We start from the raw sequence: 18743 nt of genomic DNA, 5'->3' as shown, positions 1-18743 counted from the left end.
CGTCTGGTTTTTTCTCCGAAGCGCTCACAGGCGCTGACCTGCAAACCGGGTATACTGGAAAACTGTTTGCAGCCGGGAAGCGCTATGAAAACCATCACTCTTTATGATGTCGCCAGCCATGCGGGCGTCTCTTACCAGACCGTTTCGCGCGTGATTAACGATGCGGCACATGTCTCTACAAGAACGCGTGAGAAAGTGCTCGCTGCGATGGCGGAGCTGCATTACATCCCCAATCGCGGTGCTCAGCAACTGGCGGGTAAACGCACGAAAACGCTCGGTTTGTTGACGACCGATCTGGCTTTGCATGCGCCATCGCAAATCGCGTCGGCGGTAAAATCCCGCGCCGGCCAGGCCGCGGCCAGTGTGATCATCTCTATGCTGGAGCAGCACGATGCAGCCAGTTGCACCGCCGCTTTACAGGAGCTGCTGGCGCAGCGCGTTGAGGGTGTGTTGATCAACGTGCCGCTTGATGATGCGCTGGCGCAGCAACTCGCGGCGCAGGCGGCTCCCACGCCCGTGTTGTTTCTGGATGTTGGCGAGACGGCGGCGGTGAACAGCCTGGTGTTTGATGCCATGCAAGGTGCGCGGCTGGGCGTAGAACATCTCCTGGCGCAAGGGCACCGTCAGATTGCGTTACTCGGCGGGCCGCAGACCTCGGTTTCCGCGCGCACCCGCTTTGCCGGTTGGCTGACGGCACTTCAGCAGGCGGGGCTTACGCCTTGTGCCTGCGCGCATGGTGACTGGAGCGCGGCTTCCGGTTATGAAAAAGCGCACAGTTTGCTCGCGGGCAGTCAGTTACCCGACGCGGTACTGGTGGCAAACGATCAGATGGCGCTTGGCGTTATCCGCGCCTGCGTCGAGAAAGGGATTGCCGTACCGGCGCAGATCTCGGTGGTGGGTTATGACGATACCGCCGACAGCGCCTGGTTTTCCCCGCCGCTCACAACTATCCGCCAGACGTTTAAAGAGGCCGGGGAGCGAAGCGTCGACTGGCTACTCAGCCCGTCAGCACGGGGCGATGTCACTGGTCAAACGCGGTTGCCGGTGATGCTTATTGAACGCTACTCCACTGCGCCAGCCCGACAACAGAAACTGAGCGGTGAAACCCTTGCCAGACGCTTAAGCGAACTGGCGCAGCAGGTAGCGATGCTGGATCGCCGTTAACACTTTTGTGATCCCCTTCGCTTTGATCCTGCTACCCGCTTTACCTGTGGTGAAAAATGCGTCATTGTGCCTTTAATTGTGAGCGCTTCGCAAAATGAGGTTTTTATGTCAGCTTCTGCGTTAAATTCGATTCTCTCCCGTCGCGACTGGGAAAACCCGGTCCTCACGCACTGGCACCGTTTAGCGGCGCATGCGCCGATGCGCAGCTGGCGCGATGAAGCATCTGCGCGCGACAACGCGCCATCGCCTGCACGTCGCTTACTCAACGGTCAATGGCAATTCAGTTTTTTCGCTGCGCCTGAAGCGGTGCCGGCGGGGTGGATCGAAGAGGATTGTGCTGACGCGGTGGCAATGCCAGTCCCTTCAAACTGGCAAATGCAGGGGTTCGATACGCCGATTTATACCAATGTTACTTATCCGATCCCGGTAAATCCTCCGTTTGTACCGCAACAAAACCCGACCGGTTGTTACTCGCTCACATTTGAGGTGAGCCAGGCTGAACTGGCGCACGGGCAAACCCGTATTGTTTTTGATGGCGTAAACTCGGCTTTTTATCTGTGGTGTAACGGGCAGTGGATCGGCTACTCACAGGACAGCCGACTGCCTGCTGAGTTTGATTTGAGCCACGCGCTCAAGGCCGGAGAGAACCGGCTGGCAGTGATGGTGTTGCGCTGGTGTGATGGTAGCTACCTGGAAGATCAGGATATGTGGCGGATGAGCGGCATTTTTCGCGATGTCGTTTTGCAACATAAACCGGCCACGCGGATTGCCGATTTTCATCATGTTACGCAGTTAAATGCGCAGCTGACTCACGCGCAGTTGCAGGTTAATGCCCGGCTTGAAGGCGACTTTACCGATTGCCGCGTCGCTTTTGTTTTATGGCAAGGGGAAGAGAAAGTTGCCGAAGCGCAACAAACGCCGGGTAGTGCAGCGGTTGATGAGCGCGGATGTTGGGCGGAGCGCCTGAACGTCACGTTGCCGGTGGCTTCCCCGTTGTTGTGGAGCGCCGAAACGCCGCATCTTTATCGCCTGACGCTCACACTGCTCGACGCGCAGGGAAATGTCCTGGAGGTGGAAGCCTGTAATGTCGGGTTCCGCCAGGTTGAAATCAGTAACGGCTTGCTGAAACTCAACGGTAAACCGTTGCTGATCCGTGGCGTTAACCGCCACGAGCACCACCCGGAAAACGGGCAGGCGATAGATGAAGCCACCATGCGTCGCGACATTGAGCTAATGAAACAGCATAATTTTAATGCGGTGCGCTGCTCTCACTATCCTAACCACCCGCTGTGGTATCAGTTGTGCGATGAATACGGTTTATATGTAGTGGATGAAGCCAATATCGAAACCCACGGTATGGTGCCAATGAGCCGTCTCGCTGACGATCCGCTCTGGTTGCCGGCAATGAGTGAACGCGTAACCCGCATGGTGCAACGCGATCGTAACCATCCGTCAATCATCATCTGGTCGCTGGGAAATGAGTCCGGGCACGGCGCGAACCACGATGCGCTCTATCGCTGGCTGAAAACCACCGATCCGACGCGGCCGGTGCAGTATGAAGGTGGCGGGGCGAATACCGCCGCGACCGATATTGTTTGCCCGATGTATGCACGCGTTGACCAAGATCAGCCATTCCCGGCGGTGCCGAAGTGGTCGATCAAAAAGTGGATCGGTCTGCCGGATGAAAATCGTCCGCTGATTTTATGTGAATACGCCCACGCGATGGGCAACAGCTTTGGCGGCTTTGCCAAATACTGGCAGGCCTTTCGCGCCGCGCCGCGCTTGCAGGGCGGTTTCGTCTGGGACTGGGTCGACCAGGCGCTAACAAAAACGGACGAGAACGGGCAACCGTTCTGGGCTTATGGCGGCGATTTTGGCGATACGCCAAATGACCGACAATTCTGTATGAATGGGCTGGTTTTCCCGGACCGCACACCGCATCCGGCGCTGTATGAAGCGCAGCGCGCCCAGCAATTTTTCCAGTTCAGCCTGCTGAGTACGCAGCCGCTGGTTATTGAGGTGGAGAGCGAATACCTGTTCCGCGCCACCGATAATGAGTTCCTGCGCTGGCGCGTGGAGCGAGATGGAGAGGTACTGGCGCAGGGAGAAACCGCACTTGATATCGCACCGCAAGGAAAACAGAAAATTGCGCTTACGCTCCCTGAGTTGCATGCGGCACCGGGGGAAGTGTGGCTGAATGTCGATGTTTTCCAGCGGGCGGCAACGCGCTGGTCGGCGGCGGAACATCTTTGCGCGTGGGATCAGTGGCGTTTACCTGCGCCGCTGTATAGCGCGCCGCGCGTGGCAAGAGGTGCGCGTCCAGCATTGCAGACGAGCGAGCTGGATTACACGGTAAGCGCCGATCATCAGCGCTGGCAGTTCTGTCGCCAAAGTGGCAACCTGGTGCAGTGGTGGCGCGATGCGCAACCAACACTGTTAACGCCGCTAACGGACTGTTTTGCCCGCGCGCCGCTGGATAACGATATCGGTATCAGCGAAGTGACGCGTATTGATCCCAATGCCTGGGTGGAGCGCTGGAAAGCGGCTGGCATGTATGACCTGCACGCACAGTTGCTCTATTGCGAGGCGGAAGAGGGGACGGCGGAAGTCGTTATTCATACGGGCCATTGCTGGGTAGGCGCGGGAAAAACGGCTTTTATCAGCCACAAGCGCTGGCGCATTGATAGCGACGGTGTATTGCACGGTGATGTGGAGGTGCAGGTGGCAACCGATATTCCGCCACCGGCGCGTGTTGGTCTGGTCTGCCAGCTCGCAGAACACCATGCACAGGCAAGCTGGTTAGGGTTAGGGCCGCATGAAAACTACCCCGACCGTAAACTGGCAGCGCGGCAGGGATTGTGGACATTGCCGCTTGCCGCGCTGCATACGCCCTATATTTTCCCCGGCGAGAACGGCCTGCGTTGTGATACGCGCATGTTGCGCTATGGCGCGCATCGACTGGACGGCGATTTCCACTTCTCGCTGGGGCGATACAGCGATAAGCAACTGCGCGAAACCACACATCACCATTTACTGCGTGAAGAGGCCGGTTGCTGGTTGCATGTCGATGCGTTCCATATGGGCGTTGGCGGCGATGACTCCTGGAGCCCAAGTGTGTCGGCGGAGTTTATTCTCAACACGGACAAGGTGCGTTACGCCTTTTGCTGGCGGCAAGACTAAACTTATCGGGCCTGATGCGGTGGGGCTGTCCTGCCGCACGGCCACTTCGGAGGTCAACTCATGAAGTATGTTGATGGTTTTGTGGTTGCCGTACCGGCGGATAAAAAAGAGGCCTACCGCCAGTTAGCGGCGAAGTCTGTCGCGCTGTTTAAAGAGTTTGGCGCCACGCGAATTGTCGAATGCTGGGCGGACGATGTTCCCGCCGGTAATTTCACCGATTTTCGCATGGCAGTGAAAGCTGAAGACAACGAAGAGGTGGTCTTCAGCTGGATTGAATACCCGTCAAAAGAGATACGCGACGCTGCGAATCAAAAAATCATGGCTGACCCGCGGATGCGCGAGCTGGGCAACGAGATGCCCTTTGATGGCAAGCGCATGATTTACGGGGGCTTCGTTCCCATTCTTGACGAATAAGTGGCCGCTCAGGAAACTTTGGTAAACAGTGCCTTGCGCTCCAGCACGTCGCCATCTGCACGGAATACGCCCCCACCGACATAGTGCAGGGTTTGCGGCCACTCCGGCTGGGGGTTAACCCGCGCAGCAACCACTTCAAAAATAAAGAAGTTATAGTTCTCCACCATCGCGTCATCGTAGAGGCGACACTCGAACTGCCCGAAACACTCTTTTATCGACGGTGCGCTGACCTTGTCGCTCTTTTCTGCTGTCAGGCCAAATTCCGCGAACTTGTCGACGTCATCGCCGGTGCAGTTACCGATGCGAGAAACGGTATCGATCATGCTGGCTTCCGGCAGATTAATCACACATTCACCGCTCTGGCGAATGCGCGAAAAACTGGCGTTCCCCGCTGAGATCATGCAGCCAACCAGCGACGGCGAAAATTCCAGAATCGTGTGCCAGCCGAGGGTCATAATATTGTTTTGCCCTTGCCAGTGGCTGCTGAGCAGCACCACCGGTCCGGGTTCCAGCCAGTGCCGGACATCATGCAGCGGCCAGGATTGCTTTTTCATCATGCTTCCTCCGCGTGTTAAACCACTTTTAACCGTAGCAAAACTAGGCGGCGTGCAGGTTGTTTTCCGCCCACTGAATAAACGCGTCAGGCGGCAGCGCTTTGCTGTAGAGCCAGCCCTGGCCGTATTCCACGCCATACTTCTTTAGCCACTGAAGCTGGCCTTCGGTTTCAATGCCTTCCGCCACCATCGCCAACCTGAGCGCTTTCGCCATATCGATGATGTGCGGCGTCACGGCTTTGTACTCCAGCGCATCGACAAACGATTTATCGATTTTGATGATGTCGACATCCAGGTTTTGCAGATAACTCAGGCTGCAATAGCCGGTGCCAAAGTCATCAATATAAATTGCGTGTCCGGCGGCGCGTAGCGCACTGATTGCCGGGCCGCTCACCGCCGGATCGGCGAAACCGCGTTCGGTGAGTTCTAAAGCGATTTGTGATGGAGAAAGTTGCCACTGGGCGATCAGACGCGCCAGCAGATGTGGCAGTGTGGGATCAAGCAGATCAGCAGGCTCAAGGTTAATCGAAATATGCTGGTCCGGGTGTTGATGCAGCCAGGATCCGAGGGTGGAAAATACGGTTTCGATCACCAGTTTTGTCAGCTGTGGCATCAGGCCGCTGTGCACCGCCAGGGGAATAAAAATATCTGGTGCAAGGTAACTGCCATCTTTCTGCCGCCAGCGTGCCAGCGCCTCAGCGCCGACTATCTTGCCGTTATCAAGCTCAACAATGGGTTGAAAAAACACGGTAATTTCGCGTCTGTGAATAGCGTCCTGCAACTGCGCACGCGGTGAATGCAAACGGCGCAGCAGCCTTAACATGACAAAAGCGAGCAGCAGGCTTACCAGCAAACCGAGTGGCAACCAAACCATCAATAATCGGTGCCAGTTTTTTTCCAGCGGCGCAATCGCCATCCAGGTGACAATTGCCAGCCCCATGTCCGCATCCCGTTGGATCCGGTAGACCTCGCCATTGGCCATGATGCGCGTTGGTCCCTGCTGGTTTATTTGTGCCAGCCTGGCCGCAGTCAGCCGGGGGCTTCCGGCAATGCGCTGGTGCGTTTTGGTATTGATAAGCGCGATATAAACGGGGGAAGTGCCATGCGGCAAAATATCAATAAACGACGTCGGATCGACCATCACCACATAATGCGCGCTGCCGATCGCGACCATATATTTCGCCAGACCCAAATCGTTATGGCGAGTCAGCCAGGCGCGAAAACCATCGGAGGTGATTTTTCCAGGCTCGGGGAAAGGTGGAATGTGGCTATCGGCTTGCAGTGATGAGCAGAGCGGTTGCAGCCCATCGATATACAGCACTTCACGCACATAGCGCCACGAATAAGAAATACGCCGCATCGCCAACAAATGTTCGGGCGTACAGGGCGCGCCGTCGTAGGCATCCAGCTCACGAAGCGCGGCTTTACTCTGGTTGATGACGCGTTGGCTACGCATTTCTGCCAGAGTGGAGTACATGTCCAGATCATTCATAAAGTTTTCTTCAGCCTGGCGGTGACTCATCCAGATACTCAGGCTCACCGGCAGGAAAATGGCGAGCACCAGAGCAACTGTCGCAAGACTCATCAGTCGTCGGTTGGTCATGATCAAAAATCCTTCTTTGATACTGATAAACGAGGAGTATCTTTTAGCCGCTGATGTTATAACACGCGGCAGCGATTGTTTTCTTTCAGGAAAGAAAGGATGAAGAAAAAAGAGTTTGTGACCCAGGATTTGCTAAGCAAAATTTATCAAATCAGTGCGCCTGGCCCGCGCAAACTCCCACCTGAACGCCAATTGGCTCAGGAGTATGGCGTTTCACGCTTTACCATCCGACAGGCGCTGGAAAAACTCGCGAGTATTGGTGTGGTGAATATTGTGCAGGGTTCCGGCATCTGGATTAACGAGCAGGCGCGCAACAATCCGCTGGTTTACAACTCCATTACCGAAAAGCGTTTTGATCAGATTCGTTTCCGCATGATTAGCCTGCATAAAAAGCGCCCGGATCGCGATGAACAGCAAATCTTTGGCCTGAACGAGGAGAGCTTTATCTGGCAGTTTTGCCGCTTGCGGTTTGTCGACGAACAAGCGGTACAGATTGAGATTTCCCGCATGCCGGTGGAAGGGTTTGCCGATCTCAACCAGCAGGTCATTGAACGCTCGATCCAGCAGTATGTGCTGGGCAAAGGCTACCGGATTTCACATCTGCTGACCACCTACCGGGCGGTGAGCGTGAGTCGCGAACAGGCGGCGCTGTTGGGATGTAAAAAGGGCAGCCCGGCAATGCACATCAGTAATCGCGGCATCCTGGAAGGCGGACAGGTGTATGAGATCAGCGACATTATTGATATCAACTACACCTGCACGTATGTCATCCCGCATAACCGCGAAAATCTCACCTTCCGCCAGGGCGGCGGCTGACGTTACGGCGTGTGGATGGCGCCGTCGGCAAGGCGGCTTTGCGTCCACTCATGTGGGCGATAGATACCAGGGCGAGCCAGCGCTTGCTGTTCGTCAAAACTCACACCAATGCCCGGTTTTTCCGGCGCGTAAACGAACCCATCTTTAACTTCCGGCGCGCCAGGAAAAACCGCGTCTGTGCTGGCGGAACGGGGGATATACTCCTGGATCGCCGCATTATGCAGATGAATATTCAAATGCGTGTTCACCGCCACACCAATGGGCGTCATATCTCCAGGCCCGTGCCAGGCCAGTCGTACGCCAAATGCCTGGCACAGAATCGCCAGTTTTAATGCCGGTGTGATGCCGCCAATTTGTGAAATGTGGCAGCGGATAAAATCGATGCGGCGATTCACAATCAACTCGTGCCACTCCGCCGGGTTGTTAAACAGCTCACCCATCGCCAGCGGTGCGCTGCTGTGCTGGCGCACTTGATCTAGCCAGGCGCTTTGCGCTGGCGGCAGAATATCTTCAATAAAATAAGGCTGATACGGCTCAAGTTGCTTCGCCAGTTGCACCGCCTGCTGCGGGAATAAGCGCTCGTGAACATCGTGCAGGATCTGCAGGCGATAACCGTATTTTTCCCGCAACGCTTTAAACATCGCCACGGTGTTGGCCATGTACTCCTGCTGATCAAAATAGGCGCCGGTTGTGGGATTTTCCGGCGTATGCAGTTGCGCAGGCGTACCGCCGTAAAAACCGAGCTGGCAGCGAATATGCCGGTAGCCCTGAGCTGCCAGTTTATCGACCGCAGTAAATAACTCTTCCAGCGTTTCGCCACTGGCATGGCTGTAAGCGGCAATGGCATCACGTGATTTCCCGCCGAGCAATTGATACAGCGGCATGCCCGCCAACTGACCTTTGATATCCCACAGCGCCATATCAACGCCGGAGATGGCGTTATTCATGATGGGGCCGTTACGCCAGTAGGCGTTGACGTTCATCATTTGCCAGAGATCTTCAATATGGTTGGCATCGCGGCCAATCAACAAGGGTTTCAGATATTCATCGACCAGCGTTTTTACCGCCAGCGGACGTTGCTGAAAGGTGGCGCAACCGTGCCCTGTGATGCCTTTATCGGTTGTCACCCGCACTACCACCAGGTTGTGGCGGTCAGGCCGGGTGATAAAACATTCGATATTCTGGATAAGCGTGGGCGTCACGGGAGCTCCTTTACAACGTGAGATAAGCGAGTGAGGGCTATTATCTTCGCCCTAATTTTGGCGAAAGGTAAACTGTTTTGTTGAATAAATTTTTTGGTCAGTTATTACTTTCTTTTTTAATTAAAAACCGAACCAATTTAAGGTTTGATGTGTTTTCGTTGCTTGTTAATTGCTAATTGTGACGAAATTCATATTTTATTGGTTTGTTTTAAGATTTGGCTTTCTCTACCATTTGTGGCAATGATTAAAACGACAACATCCGGCAGGAGTTTTTATGGGGACGCAAGAAGCCATCGGCAATATTATTCGCCTGGTGGGCGGACGGGATAATATCAACAACGTCTGGCACTGTATGACACGCTTACGTTTTGACCTGATCGACGACGATAAAGTGGATCAGAACGAAATCAAAAAACTGCCGGGCGTGCTGGGGGCGCAACTGCAAAGCGACCAGTTCCAGATTGTGATTGGCCCAAAAGTGAATAGCTGGTACGAACAACTGCTGGCTATGCTGGGCAAAACGTCAGAACAAACCGCAGGGCAGGGGAAAGCGCGCAAAAGCCTGGTGTCGATGTTTATGGATACGGTATCCGGCGTGTTTGGGCCGATTGTGCCCGCCATTGCTGGCGCGGGGATGATCAAAGGGCTGCTGGCCGGGTTGATTGCGCTAAAAGTGGTGTCGGCGAAAAGCGATACGGTGATGGTTATCGATCTTATCGCCAGCGGCGTTTTCTATTTTCTGCCGTTTTTCCTCGCGGTTTCGGCGGCAAAAATATTCAAGACCAATGAATACCTCGCGGCGGCGGTTGCCGCTTGCCTGATGTATCCGTCGCTAATTGAGGCGGCAAAAGCGTTAGCGGCACATCAGGATGGTGCGATAAGCGCGTTCTGGCTGTTTAACGCACTGCCGGTGTCGGTATTTAACTACTCGGCCAGCGTCATCCCGGTTATCTTCTCGATCCTCGCGCTGAGTTACATTCATCGCTGGGTCGATAGCATCATGCCCGATGTGTTGAAAACCGTTTTTACCCCAACGTTGACGCTGTTTCTCGGCGCGCTGGCGGCGCTAGTGGTGATTGGCCCGATTGGCATTTACCTGGGCAAAGCGCTGGCGTGGTTTATTGAAGGGCTGTTTGGCGTGTCAGCGAGTTTTGCCGGGCTGATTGTCGGCGCGATTCGGCCGGTAGCGATCCTCACCGGGATGCACCATGCAATGACGCCGATTGCCTTACAGAATTTTAGCGAGCGCGGTTACGACATGCTGATGCCGATGATGTTTATGGCAAACATGGCGATTGCTGGGGCGACGTTTGCTATCTGGCGGTTGAGTAAAAACCGCCAGGACAAAACCGTTACGCTGTCGGCGGCCATCTCCGCGCTGCTGGGGATAACAGAACCGGCGCTGTTTGGCGTACTGACGCGCTACAAAAAAGCCTTTATTGCTGCCACCGTCGCAAGCTCGCTGGCCTCTGCGTTTATCGCCTTCTTCGGCGTGCGGCTGTATGGCTATATTTTGTCGAGCATTTTCAGCCTGCCGGCCTATATTGGCCCGTACTTTGTCTTTGCGGTTTCAGGTGTGATCATCGCGCTTGTCCTGTCGTTTGTGCTGACCACCTTGCTGGTGGGTAAAGAGGCGCAAGAGTAATCTTATCGTCGGTGCGCCAGGCGGCGCACCAGCCTGTCGCCCGCCATTTGTACCCCCTGAACTAGCGCCACCAGAATCACTACCGTGCCGACCATCACCTGATCGTTAAACCGCTGATAGCCATAACGAATCGCCAAATCGCCAAGACCGCCGCCGCCAATTACGCCAGCCATCGACGAGAAACCAATCAGCATAACGATAGTAAGCGTGATACTCGCCAGCAGCGTGGGTAACGCCTCCGGCAGCAGCGCTTTGGCAATCACATGCCACAGATTACCACCCATCGAGAGAATGGCCTCAATACGCCCGTAATCCACTTCATCGAGCGCGTTTTCCGTTAACCGTGCGAAGAAGGGAAACGCGCCGATGGTGACCGGCACCACGGCAGCAGTGCTGCCAAGCGTGGTGCCAATCAGCGCGCGGGTAAAGGGAATGAGCGCAATCAGCAGCACAATAAAAGGTAGTGAGCGGCCAAAGTTAATCACCGCACCCAGCAAGGCATTTAGTTTTGGCATTGGCGCCAGCCCGTTCCCGCGGGAGACAAATAACAACACACCGACGGGCAAACCGATCAGTACGGTGAAAAATGCCGCCAGCCCAACCATATAAATCGTCTCCAGCGTGCCGTTAAGTAGCAGCGGCCAGAGATCGTCCCAGTTCATGCGACCACGCATAACGGCCTCCCGTTAAAACCATGGCGGGCCAAAAACGCCTGTTCGGCTTTTGGATCGTGCAATAGCGTCTGGCGCAGTTTTGACCACGGAGCGACCAGCAAATCGGCGATTTTTCCGCTCTCGATAAGCTCGCCGTTTTCCAGCAGCGCGGCGTGATCGCACAGGGTTTTTACCACTTCCAGCTCGTGGGTGATCAGCACAATGGTGAGCTTCAGTTTCTGGTTGATATCTGCTAGCAGCTCAAGTACAGACGTGGTGGTTTGGGGATCTAACGCGCTGGTGGCTTCATCGCACAGCAGCACGTCTGGCCTTGTTGCCAGCGCACGGGCGATACCGACGCGCTGTTTTTGCCCGCCGGAAAGCTGCGAGGGAAAAGCATTGGCTTTTTCACTTAAGCCAACCAGCCAGAGTAGCTCTTCAACCCGCGCCTGGCGCTGCGCTTTTGCGACGCCAGCGATTTCGAGCGGCACGGCGATGTTGTCGGTCACCGTGCGCGCATGCAGTAAATTGAAGTGCTGGAAAATCATGCCGGTGCGCAGGCGATGCTCGCGCAATGCCGCTTTGTCTAACTGTGTGATGTCGTTGCCGTTGACAATAATACGGCCCGCCGTGGGCCGCTCCAGCAAGTTAAGGCAGCGTATCAGCGTGCTTTTGCCTGCGCCACTGCGCCCAAGGATGCCGTAAATCGCTCCCTTTGGTACGCTCAGCGAGACCTCTTTCAACGCCGGTCGGCCTGTTCCGGCATAGGTTTTGCTCAGCCCTTCAATCTCTATCATGACTGCGGCGCGACCGGGATCACCGAGCCGTTATATTGCTTACGGATAAACGCCGCCACCTGCGGCGAAGTGAGATCTTTCGCCAGTTCTTTGATGCGCGGATCGTTAGCCAACTGCGGATTGGTAACCAGAATATTGGCATACGGGTTGTGGCTCGCGCTCTCCAGGCCGAGCGCATCTTTCGCCGGGGTTAACCCGGCTTCCAGCGCGTAGTTACCGTTAATGACTGCCAGATCGACATCATCCAGCGATCGCGGGATCTGCGGTGATTCGATCTCAAGGATCTTCAGATGTTTTGGGTTTTCGGCAATATCTTTCGGTGTTGCCTGCGTAGTTGCCGGGTCGGTGAACTTACTGTTGAGCTTTATTAGCCCCTGAGCTTGCAGCAGGAACAGCGCGCGGCTCAGGTTAGTCGCGTTGTTCGGAACGGCTACGGTGGCGTTGTTGGGCAGCGATTTGAAATCTTTATATTTGTGCGAGTAAATGCCGAGAGGTTCGATATGAACCGTCGCGGCGACGGCAAAGGTTTTACCCAGCGCTTTTTCCTGATCCTTCAGGTAAGGAACATGCTGGAAATAGTTCGCATCGACGTCGCCGTTCGCCAGCAGTTCGTTGGCATTAGCGCCACTGGTTAGCTCTACCACTTGCAGATCCAGTTTGGGGTCGATCTTTTTTATGTAGTTAAGGATTTCTGCGTGTGGCACCGGATCGGCAGCAACACGCAGGGCGGCAGCCTGGGCGGAAGACCAGACCAGTGAAAGAGACAGTGCAACCCCTGCCAGAGCGAATGCGGCATGTTTCATGATGTGTGTTCCTGTGTTGTTATTAGACGATCAGTTGTTCTGTGCGTTCGCGCAGCACATCGCGGTAATAGCGTTCCGCCACATCCGGGTGGGAGCGCAGACGCCCTTTCAGGTAGTTCCATCCCACGTCGCGCAGTAGCGGATTTTGTGGGTCGCTCTCAGGCCCGCGCGCTTCTTGCGCCAGCTCAGCCGGCAGTGTGTAAAGCGGGACGACGGCATCCAGTTGCGCGCCGAGGAAGAAGGCGATAGAGAGACGCTGCTGGCTGGCCGGGGGCGATACCACGCGGTGCACGGTGGCGCGCAGATAACCGTTTGTCGCCAGCTCCAGCAACTCGCCAATATTGACCACAAAACTGCCTGGCAGCGGTAACGCATCGATCCAGCGGCCGGGTTCGACTTCGACCTGCAACCCTTTTTGCTCGTCCTGCAGCAGGAAACTGAGGAAACCCGAATCTTTATGCGCGCCGACGCCCTGTGTACTTTGCGTCTTTTGCTGGCCGGGATAGCGGATCAATTTGATATGTTCGTTGGGCTTGCTGCCATAGAGCGCATCAAAGGCATTAGCTGGCAGTTGTAGCGCTTCGGCAAAGGCACGCAGCAAGGTGATTGCCATGTTGGTCATTGCCCGTTGCCAGTTAAGCAGGGCGGGTTTTAGCGTCGGTTGTGCCGCTGGCCACAAGTTTGGGCCTTGTAAACGTCGCCAGCGCGGATCGTCTTCGCTGAGCAGCAAAGCCGGGCGTTCCGCGCCAATATCAAACTGTTCGCGCCAGTCAGGCTGCCCACGGGTGATTTCTGATGCAGCGCGGTTGTAGCCGCGAAAATGCGGAGAGTGGATCATCGCTACTTGCTGTTTTTGTGCATCAGAAAGGGCAAAAAATTGCCGGGCTTCGTGCTGGACAGCCTGCTGTAGCGCGTCATCGACGCCGTGGTTAATAAGATAAAAGAAGCCGATATCGCGTGCGGCATGGCGCAGCTCGGCAAGAAAGGTGTCGCGCTCAGCGCGTTGCGTATAGCGGGCGAGATCGAGAATAGGCAGTGTTGTCGCGGTCATTGTGTTCTCCGGGGGCGGTAAAAAGATGTCGGTTCTGGCTTAGGATTCGGGGGCAACAACAGCGCATTTTCTTTTCCTCACATTTGGGTGTCGTCACAGCTTGCCTGACGACAAACACTTCAACCAATAACGTTCTTTTCTAATTTATGACCGGGCAGGATCATGTGCTTTTGCAAAAAACGCATAACGCGGAACGCTTGAAATGGGCAAACAAGTCCGATAGACTTTTGTTATGTTATAACAAAACAAAAGAGTAAATAATGAGACCTGATATCCATCCCCATTACCGTACCGTTGTGTTCCATGACACCAGCGCCAATGAGTATTTCAAAGTGGGTTCGACCATTAAAACGGACCGTGAAATTGAGCTGGAAGGCGTAACGTATCCGTACGTCACGATTGACGTCTCTTCGGCTTCGCACCCGTATTACACCGGTAAACAGAAAGTGATTGCTAACGAAGGCAGCGCGGCGCGTTTCCAGCAGCGTTATGGCCGCTTTTTTGCCGATAAAAAGGAGTAAATGATGCAGGTGCTGAATTCACTACGCAGTGCGAAACAACGCCACCCTGACTGCCAAATCGTTAAGCGCAAGGGGCGTTTGTACGTGATTTGCAAATCTAACCCGCGCTTCAAAGCCGTGCAGGGTAAAAAGAAAAGACGTTAAGCGCGAAGCGATGCCAGGGAATAACGCTGCTTGCCGTCAGCACTAAAATTATCGGCGGCAAGCCAGCGTTGCAGCGCGCTATCCACTGCTGGCCATTCATTATCAATAATTGAAAACCAGTCTGTGTCGCGGTTATGGCCTTTACTCACCAGCGCCTGACGAAAGCGGCCTTCAAACTGAAAACCTAAGCGCAGCGCGGCCTGGCGTGAAGGTTCATTCAGGCTGTTGCATTTCCACTCATAGCGGCGATAGCCAAGCGTGTCGAAAACATAGCGCATCAGTAACCATTGCGCTTCTGTCGATGCCGGGGTACGGCTTAGCAGGGGCGAAAAATGCACGCTGCCCACTTCTACCACACCGTTTTTTTCATCAATGCGCATCAACGATAAGCTGCCAACCGGCAAGCCGGTTTGTTTATCGATAACGACAAAATGAAGTGGATCGAGAAGGTCGCATACGCTGGTGACCCACGCGCTAAATGCGGCTTCATCCTGCTCGGGCTCGCGTAACAACCATGTCCAGCTACGGTTGTCCCCCGCACGTTGATGCGCCTGAAACAGCGCGGCGGCGTGGCCTGGCTGCAAGGGTTCGAGACGACAATAATCGCCTTTCAGTACTACTCGCTCGGGGAAAGGTCGTGGTTGCCAGTCCGGCAGCGCTGCGCCAATCGGCTGTTGATACATGTTGAATGCGTTCATTGTGGCTCCTTTTGATGTGCTGCCAGCGTAGCGTGGTACTGGTTCCCTAAAAAGATCCATACCGTTATAGTCTTATGGGGCCACGATTGAGAGCGGGATATGAACATTCCGGACGATGAGTTATATGCGCTACTGCGCCAGCCGCTGGCGGCGCGCACGGGCGCGACGCGGCAGCGGACGCTTTATCTGGCGCTGCGTGATGCGATACGTAATGGCAGGTTAAAATCGGGTAGCCTGTTGCCGGGTTCACGCGTGCTGGCACAGGCGTTGGTGCTTTCACGCAATACCGTTAACACAGCACTTGAGCAACTGGCGGTGGAAGGCTATGTATTGCGTGACCGGCAAGGAACGCGTGTCGCCACACTGGCAAATGTTGAACGTTCATCGCAGACACCGCCACCGGTCAGGCTGGCTCGCGGCGTACAACAGTTGCCCGGCGGTGTGCAGCGTTATTCACCCGCGCTGGCATTTACTCCCGGCATTCCCGCCGCCAACTATTTTCCGCTGGCTATCTGGCGGCGTCTGACGGAGCGAGTATGGCGCGACGAGGGCAACGCGCTACTGAATTATGGCGCGTCTGCCGGTGAACTGCGCCTGCGCGCAGCAATTGCGCGCCATCTGGCAATTTCCCGCGGTATTCATTGTGACGCCGAACAGATTGTGATCACTGAAGGTGCGCAGGAAGCACTGATGCTGTGTGTACGTTTGTTGTGCGATGCCGGTGATAAAGCGTGGGTGGAAGAGCCTAGCTATGGCGGCGCAAAAACCGCGTTTTTATCGGCGGGGTTAAATGTCACGGGAATCGGCGTCGATAATGAAGGGATGCGGCTGGATGTTACGGCAACTACGCCGCGCATTATTTACACCTCGCCATCGCATCAATATCCCTTAGGCCAGGTAATGAGTGCCACCCGTCGGCTGGCGCTGCTGGATTATGCCGGCCGCACGGGGAGCTGGATTATCGAGGATGATTATGACAGCGAGTTCCGCTATCCCGGCGAGCCTATTCCAGCAATGCTCGGCATGGTGGCTCATCCGCCAGTGGTCTATATCGGGACATTCAGCAAGACGCTGTTTCCCTCGCTGCGTATTGGCTTTATGGTCATGCCGCCTGCCCTGGCGCAGGCGGCCGCGCCGGTTATTGGTAGTTTATTGCGCGGTGGCCACCGGGCGGAGCAACTGACGCTGGCGCGTTTTATTGAAGAGGGGCATTACACGCGCCATCTGGCGGCGATGCGGCGTCTCTACCGCAAGCGGCAGGCACATTTGCTGGAGGCGTTACACAGTGAAATACGGGTTGAGCATCATATTTATGGTGGCGGCGGTGGGCTGCATTTAGCGTTATCAATTCCGGGAATTGACGATCAGGCTCTTGTTCGCGAAGCGCACAAACTTCAGCTTGCGCCGCATGCGTTAAGTCGTTTCTGGCTTAAGCAAAACGCGGCATCAAGTGGGCTGGTTCTGGGTTACGGTAATACCTCCGCCGCGCGGTTTCCGGCGGCGGTGAGTGCGCTTAACCGACTGATTGTGCGCCAGCAGGGCGGGTTAGGGTGAAGACATCGTAAAAAGAGAGTTCACCTTTACGCTCAACCATTTTCTGTAGCTGCGCTTTATGTTCGTCATCGACATTCGGCGAATGAAGAATGGCCTCAATCAAGCCATCAGGAACAAAACGGGTGTTGTACCACTCGCCGTTATAACAGACGCGAAAATCGAGAACATCGATATCGTCGTAGTTGTAGCGCGGGTAAACATCGAAAAAGAAAAAGCCGTTTAGCACGACGAACAGGACAACCAACAACCATACCGAACCGGAGAGGGTTTCGGATTGCAGCATCACGGCGAGCGTAGCCAGCCAGGCCAGATACATACCGATAAACAAGCCGGGGTGATTGCGAATAAAACTGATGCTGAAGCGCGGTCGGTTATCTCGTTTCTCGCGCTGATTTATCTCTTCAATCGTTTCGGTGAGCAGCCGCTGTATCTCTGTCATCTTACGCCTTTGTTGATACTGTTTTGCAGGTGGACAGTCTATTTTAAGTTGCCACCATGTATGAAAAAAGTAACAGTTTCACCACAAAAAACGATAACAGTTACAGCGCGCTGGGGGGCAATGTCTTGATGATTTGCGCCGGGTTACCGCCGACGACCACATTAGGTGGGACATCTTTGACCACAACCGCACCGGAAGCAATGACGGCGTTATCCCCGATAGTGACGCCAGGATTAATCACCGCTCGCCCGCCAATCCAGACGTTATGACCAATGGTGACGGGTTTTCCATATTCAATGCCGCTTATGCGTTCCGCGGCATCAACCGGATGCGTTGCCGTGTAAATATGTACGCCAGGCGCCAGCATGCAATTGTCGCCGATATGAATAGGGCAGACATCGAGCATCACGCAATCAAAATTAGCGTAAAACGACTTACCGAGGAAAATATTGTACCCATAGTCACAGCGGAAACAGGGTTCAATGTAAGCATCTTCACTTTGACCAAGAAGATCTTTGAGGATGGCTTTGCGTTCAGCTTTTTCCTCCGGGCCTGAATGGTTATAGCGATGAAGCAACTGCCGGGCGCGCAGGCGATCGGCACGCAAGGTTTCATCAGACGGGCGGTAGGGTAGGCCGGCTGTCATTTTTTGTTTTTCATCATTCATTGGGAGCGGATACACCTGTCACCAAGGTTGAACGCCGTGTTGCGGTAGAAAAATCTTCGATAAACATTCAGGAGAATTAGCGCACAAACTTCCACACGGAGGAGGGGATTTTGTCATAAAGCTTATTCATGGTCAGTTCTGCCAGACGATGATCCGCTGCTGAATAAAACACCGCGAGTTCCTCGTCGGGAAGTTCGTATTTATTTTTTTCAATTACTCGTTCAAGGGTATCAATTGTCTGACAGCGTCTTAAACGCATCAAATAATCAATTTTTGTTAATGGTTTTTCGGACATACCTTCACCTTAGTGTTGAAAAATTAACAAGAGTGGCTAACAGGATTAGCCTTGCTTACATTGACGAAACTGCGGAACAATTTGTTACCTGTTTTACGCCATTTCTGTAAGTCGTGTGTATTTATGCCATAGCTACTGAACAACATAAACGTATCGTCGAGGTATTCGTCTATCAGTTCAATCAGCTTATTATCTTCATTGTACTTAATTTTATAATTAAGTGCGAAAGTGGCTATGTGTTCTATCAGCTCGTTTAACTGCAAATTGATTGCTGATGTAGGATCGTTAACCCACCCATGATGGCTCTCTTCAAGATTAACGAGGCAATCATGATACAACGTTTCGCAGAGAAATTTGAGCTGCGCAATATCATGCCTTTTCGGCGAGTATTCGTCCATATCGCATCCCCTTCTGAGTGGTAATTTTTTTACTAACCAAACGCTGTTTCAGGATGGGAAACTTCTGCTCTGACCAGAGACACAGGCTGCTTTATGATGTTGATATAACTATAAGCTAGTCTGAATAGGATTTCATGGTGCCATC

20 protein-coding genes are annotated in these 18743 nt (G+C 54.3%); 8 read left to right on the top strand and 12 right to left on the bottom strand.

Translation table 11 applies throughout. The features are described from left to right. Positions 1–84 precede the first annotated feature (84 nt). From JKP81_RS19090 to JKP81_RS19080, 3 genes are all read left to right on the top strand, one after another. Entirely contained in the window at positions 85–1164 is a 1080-nt protein-coding gene (locus tag JKP81_RS19090) for a LacI family DNA-binding transcriptional regulator (protein ID WP_200552958.1), read from the top strand. 105 nt (positions 1165–1269) lie between these two features. After that, positions 1270–4344 carry a beta-galactosidase gene (locus JKP81_RS19085; RefSeq protein WP_200552957.1) on the top strand — a complete coding sequence of 1025 codons (3075 nt, stop codon included), beginning with the start codon at positions 1270–1272 and terminating at the stop codon, positions 4342–4344. 60 nt (positions 4345–4404) lie between these two features. Further along, on the top strand, positions 4405–4758 hold the full coding sequence (locus JKP81_RS19080; RefSeq protein WP_200552956.1) for a DUF1428 domain-containing protein: 354 nt from the start codon (positions 4405–4407) through the stop codon (positions 4756–4758). Between the two features lie 8 nt (positions 4759–4766). Here the strand turns inward: JKP81_RS19080 and JKP81_RS19075 are convergent, their stop codons facing one another. Together JKP81_RS19075 and JKP81_RS19070 are read right to left on the bottom strand one after the other, a co-directional pair. Next, entirely contained in the window at positions 4767–5312 is a 546-nt protein-coding gene (locus JKP81_RS19075) for a flavin reductase family protein (RefSeq protein ID WP_200553056.1), read from the bottom strand. A gap of 43 nt (positions 5313–5355) precedes the next feature. Continuing rightward, positions 5356–6915: an EAL domain-containing protein gene (locus tag JKP81_RS19070; protein WP_200552955.1), complete on the bottom strand. Its 1560-nt coding sequence runs from the start codon at positions 6913–6915 to the stop codon at positions 5356–5358. A 99-nt stretch (positions 6916–7014) separates the two neighbouring features. On the opposite strand from JKP81_RS19070, the gene JKP81_RS19065 reads away from it, so the two are divergent. Then, on the top strand, positions 7015–7731 hold the full coding sequence (locus JKP81_RS19065) for a GntR family transcriptional regulator (RefSeq protein WP_017459977.1): 717 nt from the start codon (positions 7015–7017) through the stop codon (positions 7729–7731). A 2-nt stretch (positions 7732–7733) separates the two neighbouring features. On the opposite strand, the gene JKP81_RS19060 is transcribed toward JKP81_RS19065, so the two are convergent. Further along, positions 7734–8933, bottom strand: a complete 1200-nt coding sequence (locus JKP81_RS19060) for an enolase C-terminal domain-like protein (protein WP_017459978.1) — start codon at positions 8931–8933, stop codon at positions 7734–7736. A 274-nt stretch (positions 8934–9207) separates the two neighbouring features. Between JKP81_RS19060 and JKP81_RS19055 the strand changes: the two genes are divergently transcribed. Further along, the gene (locus JKP81_RS19055; RefSeq protein ID WP_065369150.1) at positions 9208–10578 is read left to right on the top strand and encodes a PTS transporter subunit EIIC; all 1371 of its coding nucleotides are present in this window, start codon (positions 9208–9210) and stop codon (positions 10576–10578) included. 2 nt (positions 10579–10580) lie between these two features. Here the strand turns inward: JKP81_RS19055 and JKP81_RS19050 are convergent, their stop codons facing one another. From JKP81_RS19050 to JKP81_RS19035, 4 genes are read right to left on the bottom strand one after another with little or no spacing between them, the layout of a single operon-like run. Beyond that, positions 10581–11240 (bottom strand): methionine ABC transporter permease, encoded by a 660-nt coding sequence (locus tag JKP81_RS19050; protein ID WP_200553055.1) that lies wholly within the window; start codon positions 11238–11240, stop codon positions 10581–10583. Continuing rightward, positions 11237–12028, bottom strand: a complete 792-nt coding sequence (locus tag JKP81_RS19045; protein WP_200552954.1) for a methionine ABC transporter ATP-binding protein — start codon at positions 12026–12028, stop codon at positions 11237–11239. Before JKP81_RS19045 ends, JKP81_RS19050 begins: the two co-directional genes overlap by 4 nt. Then, positions 12025–12831, bottom strand: a complete 807-nt coding sequence (locus JKP81_RS19040) for a MetQ/NlpA family ABC transporter substrate-binding protein (RefSeq protein WP_200552953.1) — start codon at positions 12829–12831, stop codon at positions 12025–12027. Before JKP81_RS19040 ends, JKP81_RS19045 begins: the two co-directional genes overlap by 4 nt. Before the next feature lie 22 nt (positions 12832–12853). Continuing rightward, positions 12854–13882, bottom strand: a complete 1029-nt coding sequence (locus tag JKP81_RS19035; protein WP_200552952.1) for an isopenicillin N synthase family oxygenase — start codon at positions 13880–13882, stop codon at positions 12854–12856. Between the two features lie 260 nt (positions 13883–14142). Here JKP81_RS19035 and JKP81_RS19030 point away from each other — a divergent pair, with 260 nt between their 5' ends. Further along, positions 14143–14403 carry a type B 50S ribosomal protein L31 gene (locus JKP81_RS19030; RefSeq protein WP_017459984.1) on the top strand — a complete coding sequence of 87 codons (261 nt, stop codon included), beginning with the start codon at positions 14143–14145 and terminating at the stop codon, positions 14401–14403. A gap of 3 nt (positions 14404–14406) precedes the next feature. Then, positions 14407–14547, top strand: a complete 141-nt coding sequence (ykgO, locus tag JKP81_RS19025) for a type B 50S ribosomal protein L36 (RefSeq protein ID WP_025263710.1) — start codon at positions 14407–14409, stop codon at positions 14545–14547. On the opposite strand, the gene JKP81_RS19020 is transcribed toward ykgO, so the two are convergent. After that, positions 14544–15245: a GNAT family N-acetyltransferase gene (locus JKP81_RS19020; RefSeq protein WP_200552951.1), complete on the bottom strand. Its 702-nt coding sequence runs from the start codon at positions 15243–15245 to the stop codon at positions 14544–14546. The genes ykgO and JKP81_RS19020 overlap by 4 nt on opposite strands. Before the next feature lie 99 nt (positions 15246–15344). On the opposite strand from JKP81_RS19020, the gene JKP81_RS19015 reads away from it, so the two are divergent. Further along, the gene (locus JKP81_RS19015; RefSeq protein ID WP_200552950.1) at positions 15345–16799 is read left to right on the top strand and encodes a PLP-dependent aminotransferase family protein; all 1455 of its coding nucleotides are present in this window, start codon (positions 15345–15347) and stop codon (positions 16797–16799) included. Here the strand turns inward: JKP81_RS19015 and JKP81_RS19010 are convergent. The 4 genes from JKP81_RS19010 to tomB all read right to left on the bottom strand — a co-directional run bounded on the left by JKP81_RS19010 (position 16759) and on the right by tomB (position 18598). Next, entirely contained in the window at positions 16759–17238 is a 480-nt protein-coding gene (locus JKP81_RS19010; protein ID WP_200552949.1) for a YlaC family protein, read from the bottom strand. The genes JKP81_RS19015 and JKP81_RS19010 overlap by 41 nt on opposite strands. A gap of 100 nt (positions 17239–17338) precedes the next feature. After that, positions 17339–17905 (bottom strand): maltose O-acetyltransferase, encoded by a 567-nt coding sequence (gene maa, locus JKP81_RS19005; RefSeq protein ID WP_200552948.1) that lies wholly within the window; start codon positions 17903–17905, stop codon positions 17339–17341. A gap of 76 nt (positions 17906–17981) precedes the next feature. After that, on the bottom strand, positions 17982–18200 hold the full coding sequence (locus JKP81_RS19000) for an HHA domain-containing protein (protein ID WP_017459990.1): 219 nt from the start codon (positions 18198–18200) through the stop codon (positions 17982–17984). Positions 18201–18223: 23 nt separating this feature from the next. Continuing rightward, positions 18224–18598: an Hha toxicity modulator TomB gene (gene tomB / locus JKP81_RS18995; protein ID WP_017459991.1), complete on the bottom strand. Its 375-nt coding sequence runs from the start codon at positions 18596–18598 to the stop codon at positions 18224–18226. Positions 18599–18743: the final 145 nt, after the last annotated feature.

This window comes from Kosakonia sp. LAM2021 (assembly GCF_016620385.1).
Lineage (GTDB): Bacteria > Pseudomonadota > Gammaproteobacteria > Enterobacterales > Enterobacteriaceae > Kosakonia > Kosakonia sacchari.
The sequence above is the reverse complement of the archived record's forward strand: the minus strand, read 5'-3'. Positions and strand labels throughout refer to the sequence as shown.